Annotated in this window: 14 protein-coding genes; 8 read left to right on the forward strand and 6 right to left on the reverse strand. The window is 73.1% G+C overall.

Annotation, left to right across the window (positions count from 1 at the left end; translation table 11 throughout):
* Window positions 1-15 precede the first annotated feature (15 nt).
* Window positions 16-1143, reverse strand: coding sequence for a CaiB/BaiF CoA transferase family protein (locus tag ACI2LY_RS05390; protein ID WP_404705972.1), 1128 nt, complete (start codon window positions 1141-1143; stop codon window positions 16-18).
* 223 nt (window positions 1144-1366) lie between these two features.
* Here ACI2LY_RS05390 and ACI2LY_RS05395 point away from each other — a divergent pair, with 223 nt between their 5' ends.
* The gene (locus ACI2LY_RS05395) at window positions 1367-2551 is read left to right on the forward strand and encodes a saccharopine dehydrogenase family protein (protein WP_404705973.1); all 1185 of its coding nucleotides are present in this window, start codon (window positions 1367-1369) and stop codon (window positions 2549-2551) included.
* On the opposite strand, the gene ACI2LY_RS05400 is transcribed toward ACI2LY_RS05395, so the two are convergent.
* Window positions 2548-3243, reverse strand: coding sequence for an endonuclease V (locus ACI2LY_RS05400; protein WP_404705974.1), 696 nt, complete (start codon window positions 3241-3243; stop codon window positions 2548-2550). The genes ACI2LY_RS05395 and ACI2LY_RS05400 overlap by 4 nt on opposite strands.
* A 33-nt stretch (window positions 3244-3276) precedes the next feature.
* Here ACI2LY_RS05400 and ACI2LY_RS05405 point away from each other — a divergent pair, with 33 nt between their 5' ends.
* The gene (locus ACI2LY_RS05405; protein ID WP_393591773.1) at window positions 3277-3573 is read left to right on the forward strand and encodes a YciI family protein; all 297 of its coding nucleotides are present in this window, start codon (window positions 3277-3279) and stop codon (window positions 3571-3573) included.
* A 12-nt stretch (window positions 3574-3585) separates the two neighbouring features.
* Here the strand turns inward: ACI2LY_RS05405 and ACI2LY_RS05410 are convergent, their stop codons facing one another.
* Window positions 3586-3915: a plasmid stabilization protein gene (locus ACI2LY_RS05410; RefSeq protein WP_404705975.1), complete on the reverse strand. Its 330-nt coding sequence runs from the start codon at window positions 3913-3915 to the stop codon at window positions 3586-3588.
* A gap of 199 nt (window positions 3916-4114) precedes the next feature.
* On the opposite strand from ACI2LY_RS05410, the gene ACI2LY_RS05415 reads away from it, so the two are divergent.
* From ACI2LY_RS05415 to ACI2LY_RS05425, 3 genes are all read left to right on the forward strand, one after another.
* Window positions 4115-4531: an SsgA family sporulation/cell division regulator gene (locus tag ACI2LY_RS05415; protein ID WP_404705976.1), complete on the forward strand. Its 417-nt coding sequence runs from the start codon at window positions 4115-4117 to the stop codon at window positions 4529-4531.
* Window positions 4532-4829: 298 nt separating this feature from the next.
* A complete protein-coding gene (locus ACI2LY_RS05420) occupies window positions 4830-6470 on the forward strand; it encodes an ABC-F family ATP-binding cassette domain-containing protein (protein ID WP_404705977.1) in 1641 nt (546 codons plus the stop codon).
* Window positions 6471-6622: 152 nt separating this feature from the next.
* Complete coding sequence (locus ACI2LY_RS05425; RefSeq protein WP_404705978.1) at window positions 6623-7600, forward strand: acyl-ACP desaturase; 978 nt, start codon at window positions 6623-6625, stop codon at window positions 7598-7600.
* A 25-nt stretch (window positions 7601-7625) separates the two neighbouring features.
* Here ACI2LY_RS05425 and ACI2LY_RS05430 read toward each other — a convergent pair whose 3' ends face one another.
* Window positions 7626-7871 (reverse strand): WhiB family transcriptional regulator, encoded by a 246-nt coding sequence (locus ACI2LY_RS05430; RefSeq protein WP_404705979.1) that lies wholly within the window; start codon window positions 7869-7871, stop codon window positions 7626-7628.
* A gap of 204 nt (window positions 7872-8075) precedes the next feature.
* On the opposite strand from ACI2LY_RS05430, the gene ACI2LY_RS05435 reads away from it, so the two are divergent.
* The 3 genes from ACI2LY_RS05435 (at window position 8076) to ACI2LY_RS05445 (ending at window position 9736) form a co-directional block, all read left to right on the forward strand.
* A complete protein-coding gene (locus tag ACI2LY_RS05435) occupies window positions 8076-8852 on the forward strand; it encodes a VOC family protein (RefSeq protein WP_404705980.1) in 777 nt (258 codons plus the stop codon).
* 108 nt (window positions 8853-8960) lie between these two features.
* Window positions 8961-9329 carry a hypothetical protein gene (locus tag ACI2LY_RS05440; RefSeq protein ID WP_404706483.1) on the forward strand — a complete coding sequence of 123 codons (369 nt, stop codon included), beginning with the start codon at window positions 8961-8963 and terminating at the stop codon, window positions 9327-9329.
* On the forward strand, window positions 9326-9736 hold the full coding sequence (locus ACI2LY_RS05445) for a pentapeptide repeat-containing protein (protein ID WP_404705981.1): 411 nt from the start codon (window positions 9326-9328) through the stop codon (window positions 9734-9736). The genes ACI2LY_RS05440 and ACI2LY_RS05445 overlap by 4 nt, the downstream gene beginning before the upstream one ends.
* Window positions 9737-9776: 40 nt before the next feature.
* Here ACI2LY_RS05445 and ACI2LY_RS05450 read toward each other — a convergent pair whose 3' ends face one another.
* Window positions 9777-10784, reverse strand: a complete 1008-nt coding sequence (locus ACI2LY_RS05450; RefSeq protein ID WP_393911531.1) for a LacI family DNA-binding transcriptional regulator — start codon at window positions 10782-10784, stop codon at window positions 9777-9779.
* A 55-nt stretch (window positions 10785-10839) separates the two neighbouring features.
* On the reverse strand, window positions 10840-11862 hold the full coding sequence (ligD, locus tag ACI2LY_RS05455; RefSeq protein WP_404705982.1) for a non-homologous end-joining DNA ligase: 1023 nt from the start codon (window positions 11860-11862) through the stop codon (window positions 10840-10842).
* Window positions 11863-11920 lie beyond the last annotated feature (58 nt).

The raw sequence follows: 11920 nt of genomic DNA on the forward strand, positions 1-11920 counted from the left end.
GGGTGGGCGGGGCGGTCAGCCGGTGGCTTGCGGGAGGTCCCAGTCGCGGGCCACGTCCTCGGCGCCGGTGCCGGGCAGGGCGGGGCCGGTGCGGACGCGGGTGGGGGTGGCGGAGAAGCGCGGGGCGGGGGCGGGCTGGACCAGCCCGTCGTGCTCGGTGAAGGTGGCGCGGGCGGCCAGGTGGGGGTGGTGCGGGGCCTCGCGCAGGCTCAGTACGGGGGCCACGCAGGCGTCAGTGCCTTCGAAACGGGCCGTCCACTCGGCGCGGGTACCGGACTTGAAGCGGGCGGCGACCCGCTCGCGCAGCTCGGGCCAGCGGGCCGGGTCGTGGTGGGCGTCGGCCAGGCCGTCGAGGTCGAGGAGGCGGAGGAACTCGGCGTAGAACCGGGGTTCCAGGGCGCCGACCGCCATGTACTTCCCGTCGGCGGTCTCGTAGGTGCCGTAGTAGGGGCAGCCGCCGTCCAGCAGGTTGGCGGCGCGGCGGTCCTGCCAGGCGCCCGCGGCGAGCATGCCGTGGATCATGGCGGAGAGGTGGGCGGTGCCGTCCACGATGGCGGCGTCCACCACCTGGCCGGTGCCGGTGGCGCGGGCGTGGTGCAGGGCGGCTAGGACGCCGACGACGAGGTAGAGGGAGCCGCCCGCGTAGTCCCCGAGGAGGTTGGCGGGCAGGGCCGGGGGTTCGCCGGGGCGGCCGATCATGCCGAGGGTGCCGGTGACGGCGATGTAGGAGGCGTCGTGCCCGGCGCGGTCGGCGAGCGGGCCGTCCTGGCCCCAGCCGGTCATCCGGCCGTAGACCAGACGGGGGTTGCGGGCGTGGCAGTCGGCGGGGCCGACGCCGAGGCGCTCGGCGACGCCGGGGCGATAGCCCTCGATGAGGATGTCGGCGCGCTCGGCGAGGTCGAGCACGCGCGCGGGGCCGTCCGGGGCCTTGAGGTCGACCACGACGGAGCGCTTGTTGCGGTTGGTGACGTCGCGCGCGGGGTCGATGCCGAGGCCGGGGCCGTCGGGGCGGTCCACCCGGACCACGTCGGCGCCCAGGTCGGCGAGCAGCATCGCGGCGAAGGGGCCGGGGCCGATCCCGGCCAGCTCGACCACCCGTACCCTGCCGAGCGGGCCCTGTTGCGGCGTCGTTGCCGTCGTCATGCCGTCATGCCCCCAAGCGCGTATGACACAAACGATGTAACACCGGTGATGCTAGGAACACCGTCCACCGGGCACAAGACCTGAACGAGCGGGCGCTTAGCGAAGTGCCCCGGTGCGCCCCGATTCCCCAGGGCCCACCGCACGGGGCGCCCTTCGGGTCCCGCACCGTTCACGCTAGCCTCGGCCCCCGACAGCTGCGCGGGCTGCATGGGCAAGGAGTGTCATGAGCAGGCTGAAAACGACGGACCGCCCCTACGACATCGTGCTGTTCGGCGCCACCGGCTTCGTCGGCACGCTGACGGCGGAGTATCTCGCCGAGCACGCTCCCGAGGGCCTGCGCTGGGCCGTCGCGGGCCGGGACCCCGGCAAGCTGGCGGCACTGCGCGACCGGCTGCCCGGCGGCTCGGCCATCGGAGTGCTCCGCGCCGACGTCGGCGAGCCCGCCACCCTGCGCGCGCTCGCGGACCAGGCCCGCGTGATCGCCTCGACCGTCGGCCCGTACATCACCTACGGCGAGGAACTGGTCGCCGCCTGCGCCGACAGCGGCACGGACTACCTCGACCTCACCGGCGAGCCCGAGTTCGTGGACCTGATGTTCATCCGCCACGACGCCCGCGCCCGCGAGACCGGCGCCCGGCTGGTGCACGCCTGCGGTTTCGACTCCGTACCGCACGACCTGGGCGCCTATTTCACGGTGCGGCAGCTGCCCGAGGGGGTGCCGCTGCGGGTGGACGGGTTCGTCACGGTGGACGCCACCTTCTCCGGGGGCACGCTCGCCTCGGCGCTGAACCAGTTCGCGCGGCCCGGGAGCATGTGGGCGGCCGCCCGCGACCGGGCCCGGCACGAGCCGCGTCTGATGGACCGCCGGGTCTCCGCCCCGGCGGGCGCGCCCCGGTTCGCCGGGGAGGTCGGCGCCTGGGCGCTGCCGCTGCCCACCATCGACCCGCAGATCGTGTCCCGCTCCGCCAGGTCCCTGGACCGCTACGGCCCCGACTTCCGCTACCGCCACTACGCGGCGGTCGAGCACCTCCCGGTCGCGGCGGCCGGGGTGGCGGGCGTCGGCCTCCTCGCGGTGGCGGCCCGGCTCGCCCCGGTCCGCTCCTGGCTCTCCGGTCGGCTCCAGCCCGGCGAGGGCCCGGACGCCGAGAAGCGCGCCCGGAGCTGGTTCCGTATCCGCTTCGTCGGCGAGGGCGGCGGGCGGCGCGTCTTCACCGAGGTCACGGGCGGCGACCCCGGCTACGGGGAGACCGCGAAGATGTTCGCGGAGGCGGCCCTGTCCCTCGCGACGGACGACCTCCCGGACCGCTCCGGCCAGCTGACCCCGACGACCGCGATGGGCGACGCGCTGTTGGAGCGGCTCCAGGCCGCGGGGATCGGGTTCCGGGTGGTGGCGGAGCGGAGCGTCTAGGTCTGCGTCGCCTCCCGCAGTGCCCGGCGGCACAGCGCGTCCGCTCGGCGGGTCGTCTCCGGGAGGCGGTAGCGCGGGGTCAGGGCGAGGGTGTGGGCGAGGGCGTTGTCGAGGGTGATGCGGTGGCCCACCGAGACGTAGACCGGCTTCACCCCGCTCCGGGTGCGCAGCGCCGCGCCCACCTCCTCGCCCTCCTCCGCGAGCAGCGGGGCGGTGCTGCCGCGGGCCGGGGACGGGTCGGGGTGGGTGAAGGTGAAGGGGTTCTTGGCGACGCCCAGCGTGGGCAGGCCGGTCAGGACGCCCAGGTGGCTGGCGAGGCCGAAGCGGCGGGGGTGGGCCAGGCCGTAGCCGTCGCAGACGACCAGGCCGGGCGGACAGGGCAGCGCAGCCAGCGCCGCGCGCACGGCGGGCAGCTCACGGAAGGCGAGCAGGCCGGGGACGTAGGGGAAGGCGACGCGGCCCACGGCCGTCGACTCCGCGACCGTCTCCAGGGTCGCCGCGTCCAGGACGACGGCCGCCGCCGCGACCAGGTCGCGTGCGTCGTCGTAGGCCACGTCGACGCCGGTGACGTGGCCGGTGCCGGGCGACGGGCCGGACTCGTCGCGGACTACTCGCCCGCGCAGCGCGTCCTGGACGGCGCGGGCCTCCGCCTCCGTGGCGGGCCAGTCGGCGGGAACCTGTGCGGTGATCATGATGGCCCCGACGATACGGGTAGGCTCGCGATCATGTTCGTACTGGAGCTGACGTACACCGCCCCGCTCGACGCCGTCGACGCCGCCCTGACCGCTCATGTGGCCTGGCTGGACGAGCAGTACGACAAGGGGCTGTTCCTGGCCTCCGGCCGCAAGAACCCCCGCGACGGCGGGGTGATCCTGGCCGTCGCGGACAGCCGGGCGGAGATCGAGGCGGTCGTCGCGGCGGACCCGTTCGTCACGGCCGGGGTGTGCGAGTACCGCGTCACCGAGTTCACCGCCACGAAGACGGCGCCCGAGCTGGCGCGGTACCGGCAGAGCGCGGGCTGAGCCCGCCCCGGCTCACTTCTTCTCGTCCAGCGCGCGCCGGAGCTGCTCCTTGTTCATGTCGGAGCGGCCGTGGATGCCGCGCTGCCTCGCCTGGTTGTACAGCTGGTCGTAGGTCGGACCCTGCGGACCCTTCCCCGAGCGCAGCCCGCCGCGCCGTCCGGAGGAGATGTCCTCGGTCGAGGTACGGCTGGCGGTCCTGGACTCTCCCGCGCGGGCGCGTTCCTTGTTGACGGTGCGCGCGGCGATCTCCTCGGCGCGGTCCTCGCTCGCACCCCGCTCCAGCTGGCTGTCCTTGATGTGCTCGTACTGCCGCTCACGCTTGGGGCTGGAACCGGCTGGCATGATCGCTCCCTCCTCAGGGCCTTCGCAGGCTGTCCGGTACGGGGTCGAGTACCCGGATTCGAGCCCGTTTCGCACCCCGCGATCGTGACCGAGGTCACTCCCGTCGGGTGTGCACGGAACGGAGGCTTCCGTCGTCTCTCCCGGTGTCGGGCCGCGACCCGCGCAGGCAATGTCCAGCCGTCCCGAGGGAGCACAGGCTTTGTCCACCGTGATCGAGGCGATCGTGGAGGCGCGACTCGTCGCCGCTGCACCGCGCATGCCGAGCATTCCCGCCGCCCTGCACTACGACCCGCGCGACCCGTACGCCGTCCGGATGACCTTCCCCGCCCCGGCCACCCTGGCGGGCGTGGAGGTGTGCTGGACCTTCTCCCGCGAGCTGCTCTCCGCCGGGCTGCACGAGCCGCAGGGGCAGGGGGACGTCCGCGTGCGGCCGTACGGCTACGACCGGACGGTGCTGGAGTTCCACGCGCCGGAGGGCACCGCGGTGGTGCATGTGCGCTCCGGGGAGATCCGGCGCTTCCTGCGGGCGGCAGGCGAGCTGGTGCCGGTGGGGCTGGAGCACCTTCAGGTCGATCTGGACCACGGCCTGGCCGAGCTGATGCGGGACTCCGGCTGAGCGGGCGTGGTCTCCTTCCGCTCCCGCGTTAATCGCGTTGACAGGCTTCACAGCCGTTCGTAGCGTGTACAGCGGTTCTGTTGCCGTCGATAGGAGAAGGACGTTGCTCGTCTGAGGTCATGAGACATCGCGTTCACACCGGTGAGGTGTGCGTGGCGTTCGACCTCGGCGTACGAGCCGTCCCTCAGACACAGGCCCCCTTTTTCCCAGGCCCGGTGTCTCCAGGCTTCCGGTTTCCGCCCCGCGGTGTCTCGTCAGCTCCCCCGACCAGACCGCACCCGGCAACCGTGAGGCCCGTATGTCATCACCCGCCACTTCGCTCTCCGCCACCTCCCTGACCTTCGCCTGGCCCGACGGCACCCCCGTCCTGGACGGCCTCGACATCTCCTTCGGCCCCGGCCGCACCGGCCTGGTCGGCGCCAACGGCTCGGGCAAGTCCACCCTGCTGAAGCTGCTCTCCGGCGCGCTCGTCCCGGCCGACGGCACCATCCGGGTGTCCGGCGAGATCGGCCTGCTCCCCCAGAACGTCACCCTCGACACCGCCCTCCGCGTCGACCAGGCCCTCGGCATCGCCGCCAAGCGGGCCGCGCTGCACGCCATCGAGGCGGGCGACGCCGCGGAGGAGCACTTCGAGACCCTCGACGAGGACTGGGACGTGGAGGAGCGCGCCCTCGTCACCCTCGGCGAACTCGGCCTCGGCCACATCGGCCTGGACCGCACGGTCGGCGAGGTCTCCGGCGGCGAGTCGGTGCTGCTCCGGCTGGCCGCGCTGCTGCTGCGCCGCCCGGACGTGCTGCTGCTGGACGAGCCCACCAACAACCTGGACCTGTACGCCCGCCGCAGGCTCTACGCGGCCGTGGCGGGCTGGCCCGGCGTCCTCGTCGTGGTCAGCCACGACCGCGGACTGCTGGACCTGGTCGACCAGATCGCCGACCTGCGCGCCGGGGAGGTCGCCTGGTACGGCGGCAACTACTCCGCCTACGAGGAGGCCCTCGCCGTCGAACAGGAGGCGGCCGAACGGACGGTCCGCGCGGCCGAGGCCGACGTCCGCAAACAGCGCAGGGAGCTGACCGACGCCCATATGAAGCTGGCCCGCCGCAAGCGGTACGGGCAGAAGATGTACGACTCCAAGCGCGAGCCGAAGATCGTGATGGGCGCCCGCAAACGCGCCGCCCAGGAGTCCGCGGGCAAACACCGCATCCTGCACGAGGAGCGGCTCGCGGAGGCCCGGGAGCGGCTGGACGAGGCGGTGGAGGCGGTCCGGGACGACGACGAGATCCGCGTCGACCTGCCGTACACCGCGGTGCCGCCGGGCAGGCAGGTGCTCACGCTGGAGAAGCTCCAGACGGTCCACGGGCCTTGCGTGGAGGGCCTGTTGGACCTGCGCGGCCCGGAGCGGATCGCGCTCGTCGGGCGCAACGGCGCCGGGAAGACGACCCTGTTGCGGACGATCGCCGGGGAGCTGCCTCCGGTTGCCGGGCTGGCCGAGGCCCATGTGCCGCTACGCTTCCTCCCCCAGCGGCTGGACGTGCTGGACGACGAGGCGACGGTCGCGGAGAACGTGGCCCGGTTCGCGCCGGGCGCCACCCCCAACCGTGTCCGGGCGCGCCTGGCCCGCTTCCTGTTCCGGGGCAAGCGGGCCGACCAGCCCGCGGGCACCCTGTCCGGCGGCGAGCGGTTCCGGGCGGCGCTGGCCGCGCTGCTGCTGGCCGAACCCGCTCCGCAACTCCTGCTGCTGGACGAGCCGACCAACAACCTGGACATGGCGAGCGTGCGCCAGCTGACCTCGGCGCTGGAGTCGTACGAGGGCGCGCTCATCGTCGCCGGGCACGACCTGCCGTTCCTGGACTCCATCGGGATCACCCGCTGGCTGCTGGTGGCCGACGGGGTGCTGCGGGACGCGACACGGGAGGAGATCGGCCAGCCGAGCGGGGCCTGACCTGGTCGGCGGTCCTTACGCCCGCCTTAACCTACGGCTTCGTAACCTACGGACACGTAGGCTACGAAGCCGTAGGTTCACGGCACCGCCCTTCTGGGTGGACATGTCGATGAATCTCCCTTTTCTGCTCGGCTGTTTTTTGGAGTACCCCCGTGACGCTCACCTCCCCGCACCTCGGCAGCCCGTCCGCCGCCTGGACCGACGCGCGACTGCTGTTCGCGCTGGAAGAAGTGGTCGAGAACGAGCTGAACCGGCATCTGAAGGTCGCCAAGGACTGGATGCCACACGAGTACGTGCCGTGGAGCGACGGGCGTAACTTCCCCGGTCTCTTCGAGGACGGCGAGGCGTGGGGCAAGGAGCAGTCCAAGGTCACCGACATCGGGCGGGTCGCGCTGGTCGTCAACCTGCTGACCGAGGACAACCTGCCGAGCTACCACCACGAGATCGCCTCGCTCTTCGGCCGCGACGGCGCCTGGGGCACCTGGGTGCACCGCTGGACCGCCGAGGAGGGCCGCCACGGCATCGTGATGCGCGACTACCTGCTGACCTCGCGCGCCGTCGACCCGGACGCGCTGGAGCGGTTCCGGATGTCGCACATGAGCGAGGGCTTCGAGTCCGACAACCGGCACTCGATGCTGCACTCGATCGCCTACGTCGCCTTCCAGGAGCTGGCCACCCGGATCTCGCACCGCAACACCGGCCACCAGTCGGGCGACCCGGTGTGCGACCGCATGCTGGCCCGCATCGCCACCGACGAGAACCTGCACATGGTCTTCTACCGGAACCTGCTGAAGGCCGCGTTCGAGCTCGCGCCCGACCTGACCATGCAGGCGGTCCGCGATGTCGTGGTCGACTTCCGCATGCCGGGCCACGGCATCCCCGGCTTCGAGCGCGCCGCCGCGCAGATGGCCATAGGGGAGGTCTACAACCTCCGTATCCACCACGACGACGTGCTCCAGCCGGTGCTGCGCTTCCTGAAGGTCATGGAGATCGACGGCCTCGGCCCGGAGGGCCTCAAGGCCCAGGAGGAGCTGGGCGTGTTCATGGGCGGGCTGGACTCGGAGGCCGCCAAGTTCGACGAGCGCCTCGCGGCCCGCAAGGCGCGCATGGCGGCGCGCGCGGCGGGCTGAGGCAAGGGCCGTACGAGCCCGTGCTTCAGCGGGCCTCGCGGCGCAGGGCGAGCCGTTCGCGTTCGGACAGGCCGCCCCAGACGCCGAAGCGTTCGTCGTGGGCGAGGGCGTGGTCGAGGCAGGCGGGGCGGATCTCGCACAGCGCGCAGATCCGTTTCGCCTCGCGCACCGAACTGCCGGGCTCGGGGAAGAAGAAGTCCGCCCCGGTCTGCGCGCACAGGGCCTGCCCCTGCCAGGCGGAATCGGCCGGTGTGATCGTCTCGATGTGCATGGCCACGATCGTGCCGCGCGCCGAAAAACGTTTGATCAACGCCGTGTCAACAAGCGCTCCGGGTACCCTCCTCGTGGGCCGTCCCGATGATCCTCCGCCCGGACACGCCCGCGCACGGCGGCGCGCGGAGGTGATCCTCCCCGCCCGGTGCCAGACTCGTCGATGCCAGGACGGCACGGCCGACGGTCCCCGAGGAGGGCGCGCATGCTCACCACCCGTTTCCCCGACGGCGCTGCGAACTGGATCGACCTCGGCTCCCCCGACCTGGCGGCGAGCCTCGCGTTCTACGGCGGCCTCTTCGGCTGGCAGGCCGTCCCGGCGGGCCATGAGACGGGCGGCTACGTCCTCCTCCAGCTCGACGGCCGTACGGCCGCGGGCGCGATGGCACTCGACCCGGAGCGGGGCCGGGCGGGCTGGACGGTGTACTTCCGCTGCGCGGACGCGCTGGGCACCGCGGAGGCGGCCGGGGTGGCGCACGGCAAGGTGGTGTTCTGGCCGACGGAGCTGCTGGGACTCGGCCGCGTGGCGGGCCTGAAGGACCCGGCCGGGGCGGCGTTCCGGGTCTGGCAGCCGGACCCGGTCGAGGGCCTGGCCGCGGCGACCGAGCCGGGTGCCCTGTGCTGGGTCGAGCTGCACACCCCGGACGTGGCGGCGGCGGCCGCCTTCTACCACCGGGTGCTCGGCGTGGAGACCTCCGGCGTGGACTTCCCCGGCGGCGTCTACACCTCGCTGTACCCCGGCGGCGCCGACGAGGCGGCGACGTTCGGCGGCATCGTCCCCACCTTCGACACCACCCCCTCCTGGCTCCCCTATTTCGGCGCCGCCGACACCGATGCCGTGGTGGCCCGGGCGGAGGAACTCGGCGGCTCGGTACGCCTGCCCGCGACCAGCGTCCCCGGCGTGGGCCGCCTGGCCCGCCTCGCCGACCCGCACGGGTACGAGTTCGCGGTGATCAAGGGCGACCCGGCGCAGGACGCCTAGCGCGCGTGCGCGGGGCGTGCCCATATCGCGTTGTGGGGGCGGCGGTACGGCCATAAGGTCGTCGGCATGTCTCTGCGCCTCCGTATGCGTCAAGCCCTGCCCGAAGCGATGCGCGCCCGGGACAAGGCCGCGATCAGCGCCCTGCGCGCGACGCTCGCCGCGCTGGACAACGCCGAGGCGACGCCGGTCGACACGCAGGCGCTCCAGGGCGTGGCCCTCGATCACGCGCCGGTCGGCGTCGGCAGCACCGAAGCGGCACGGCACGAGCTGAGCGAGCGCGAGGTGGTGGACATCGTCCGCGCCGAGGCCGCCGAACGGCTGGAGGTGGCAGCCCGGTTGACCGCACCCGCACACACGGAGCGAGCCACCCGACTCCGCACGGAGGCCGCCGTGCTGCACCGCTACCTCGACGGTTCCGGCGGCGGCCAGGACATCGCGCCGTCGGCTGACACGACGTCCGCGCGGACCGAGCGGTGACCGCCAGGGATGACCTCGCGTCGTACCACCGGAACGCGGCACTGCGGAGGCGGTCCTTCGACGGTGAGCGTCTCGCGTCGGTGTCCCTGCCGCAGCTGTGGTTCACCCGGTGCTCGTTCCGCGGCGCGGATCTGCGTCACTCCACCCTGGACGGCTGCCACTTCAAGCTGTGCGATCTCCGCGGGGCCGACCTGCGCGGCGCCTCCCTGCGCGGCAGTTCCCTGGCGGGCTGCGATCTGACCGGGGCCGACCTCCGGGACGCGGACCTGACCGGCGCGCGAATCGGTCGGGTCAGCACCGGCGTCCCCCCTCACGGTCTGACCGACGCGACCGGCATCAGGCTGGACCACGCCGTGCTCCGGGATCTTCAGCTCGACGAGGTCATCGGCTGGCCCGTCAGCAGGTGACCGGCCGAGGCGACACATGGGCCCCCTTGGCGTCGGCCGTCTAAGCGGACGCCCGGTGGACGATCGTCGTCGGGAGGATCACACCGCCCGTGGGGCCGCCGGTCAGGAGGAGGCGGGCCATGAGGCGGCCCATTTCCTCTATGTCCTGGCGGACCGTGGTGAGTGGGGGGTCGGTCTGTTCGGCGACGGGGGCCATGTCGTCGAAGCCGATCACCGCGACGTCCTCGGGGACGCGTCGGCCGTGTGCGCGCAGGACGCGCAGCGCGCCTAGGGCGGTGAGGTCGTTGGCGGCGAAGACGGCGTCGACGTCGGGGCGGCGGGCGAGGAGTTCACGCATGGCGTGTTCACCGCCGGCCGGGGTGAAGTCGCTCTCCACGACCAGTCGGGGGTCGGCGTCGCCCATCACGTCGCGGTAGCCGTCCAGCCGGTCCACCGCGGAGGTCTGGTCCAGGGCGCCGGTGATGTGCGCGATCCGGGTCCGGCCGAGGCCCACGAGGTGCCGGACCGCGTCGCGGGCGCCGCCCCGGTTGTCGCTGTCGACGTACACCGCGCCGCCCGTGTCGCCCTCGTCCCAGTCGGGGCGGCCGCCGAAGACGGTGCGGACGCCCGCGTCGCGGATCAGGCCGGGCAGCGGGTCGTCCAGGTGGAGGGAGAAGACGAGGGCGCCGTCGACATGGCCGCCCGCGAGATAGCGGGCGACGCGGGCGTGGTCGTCGCGGCCCTCGGTGAGCAGCAGGACCAACTGATTGTCGTGGGCGGTGAGTTCCTTGCTGATGCCGCGCAGCTGGGCGGCGAAGAAGGGGTCCGCGAAGACCCGGGTGCCGGGTTCGGCGATGACGACCGCGACGGCGTCGTGCCGCTTGGTGACGAGGCTGCGGGCGGCCTGGTTGGGGACGTAGCCGAGTTCGTCGACCGCCTGGCGGACACGGGTGACGAGGGAGTCGCGTACGCCGTCGCCGCCGTTGACGACGCGGGAGACGGTGGCGCGGGACACCCCGGCCCGCGCGGCCACTGCCTCCAGCGTGGGACGCGACACTGCCTCGGTCACTCGGTGCTCCTCATCGGCGGCTGTGATCAGGATAGCCGCGGGGCCCTCACCGGAATCAGGACGGCGTCTGGTCCTTGCGGGCCCGGCTCGGCTGTACGCGCTTGGGTTCGCCGGGCATCTTCGGGTACTCCGGCGGATACGGCAGGTCGCCCAGGCCGTGTTCGGCCTCGTCGCGGCGGGCCAGGTCCAGCAGGCCGTCGAGGGAGTAGGCGTGGTCGTCCATGTCGGCGTGCACATCGCCGAGTTCGGCGAAGCGGCGGGGCATGGTGACGATGTCGAAGTCCCTGGGCCGGGCGTCGGCGACCTCGTCCCAGCGCAGCGGCGCGGAGACGGTGGCGTCGGGCAGCGGGCGGACGGAGTAGGCGGAGGCGATGGTGCGGTCGCGGGCGGTCTGGTTGTAGTCGACGAAGATGCGTTCGCCGCGTTCCTCCTTCCACCACTTCACCGTGACGTGCTCGGGCATCCGGCGGGCCAGTTCGCGGCCGACGGCGATGGCCGCGCGCCGTACCTGGGTGAAGGTCCAGCGCGGCTCGATGGGCACGAAGACGTGCAGGCCCCGCCCGCCGGAGGTCTTGGGCCAGCCGCGCAGACCCCCGCACTCGTCCAGGACCGCCCGGAGTTCGAAGGCGGCGCGGACCGCGTCCTCGTAGCCGGTGCCGGGCTGCGGGTCGAGGTCGATGCGGAGTTCGTCGGGGTGGTCCACGTCGTCGCGGCGTACCGGCCAGGGGTGGAAGGTGAGCGTGCCGTACTGGGCGGCCCACACCGCGGCCGCCTCCTCGGTGGGGCACATCTCGTCGGCGCTGCGGCCACTGGGGAAGGTGATGTGGGCGGTGGGAATCCAGGACGGCATGTTCTTCGGGGCGCGCTTCTGGTAGAACCACTCCCCCTCCAGGCCCTCCGGGTAGCGCTGGAGGGTGGTGGGGCGGTCGCGCAAGGCGCGCAGGACGCCGGGGCCGACCGACGCGTAGTACTGGGCGATGTCGAGCTTGGTGTAGCCGTGCGCGGGGAAGAACACGCGCTCCGGGTGGGTCAGCCGTACGGTCCGGTCGCCCACCTGAAGTTCCACCGCGTCGCCCATGCGGCCACCGTAGGCGTACCCCGCGCGGCCCGCACACCGGGCGGCGGCGGGTGGGGGC

The organism is Streptomyces sp. NPDC002176 (assembly GCF_044903645.1).
In the GTDB taxonomy this organism is placed as follows: Bacteria; Actinomycetota; Actinomycetes; order Streptomycetales; family Streptomycetaceae; genus Streptomyces.

Coding starts and splice junctions, on each gene's coding strand:
- ACI2LY_RS05390 (WP_404705972.1), bottom strand. CDS start 1,143: ATGACGACGGCAACGACGCCGCAACAGGGCCCGCTCGGCAGGGTACGG.
- ACI2LY_RS05395 (WP_404705973.1), top strand. CDS start 1,367: ATGAGCAGGCTGAAAACGACGGACCGCCCCTACGACATCGTGCTGTTC.
- ACI2LY_RS05400 (WP_404705974.1), bottom strand. CDS start 3,243: ATGATCACCGCACAGGTTCCCGCCGACTGGCCCGCCACGGAGGCGGAG.
- ACI2LY_RS05405 (WP_393591773.1), top strand. CDS start 3,277: ATGTTCGTACTGGAGCTGACGTACACCGCCCCGCTCGACGCCGTCGAC.
- ACI2LY_RS05410 (WP_404705975.1), bottom strand. CDS start 3,915: ATGCCAGCCGGTTCCAGCCCCAAGCGTGAGCGGCAGTACGAGCACATC.
- ACI2LY_RS05420 (WP_404705977.1), top strand. CDS start 4,830: ATGTCATCACCCGCCACTTCGCTCTCCGCCACCTCCCTGACCTTCGCC.
- ACI2LY_RS05430 (WP_404705979.1), bottom strand. CDS start 7,871: ATGCACATCGAGACGATCACACCGGCCGATTCCGCCTGGCAGGGGCAG.
- ACI2LY_RS05435 (WP_404705980.1), top strand. CDS start 8,076: ATGCTCACCACCCGTTTCCCCGACGGCGCTGCGAACTGGATCGACCTC.
- ACI2LY_RS05440 (WP_404706483.1), top strand. CDS start 8,961: ATGCGCGCCCGGGACAAGGCCGCGATCAGCGCCCTGCGCGCGACGCTC.
- ligD (WP_404705982.1), bottom strand. CDS start 11,862: ATGGGCGACGCGGTGGAACTTCAGGTGGGCGACCGGACCGTACGGCTG.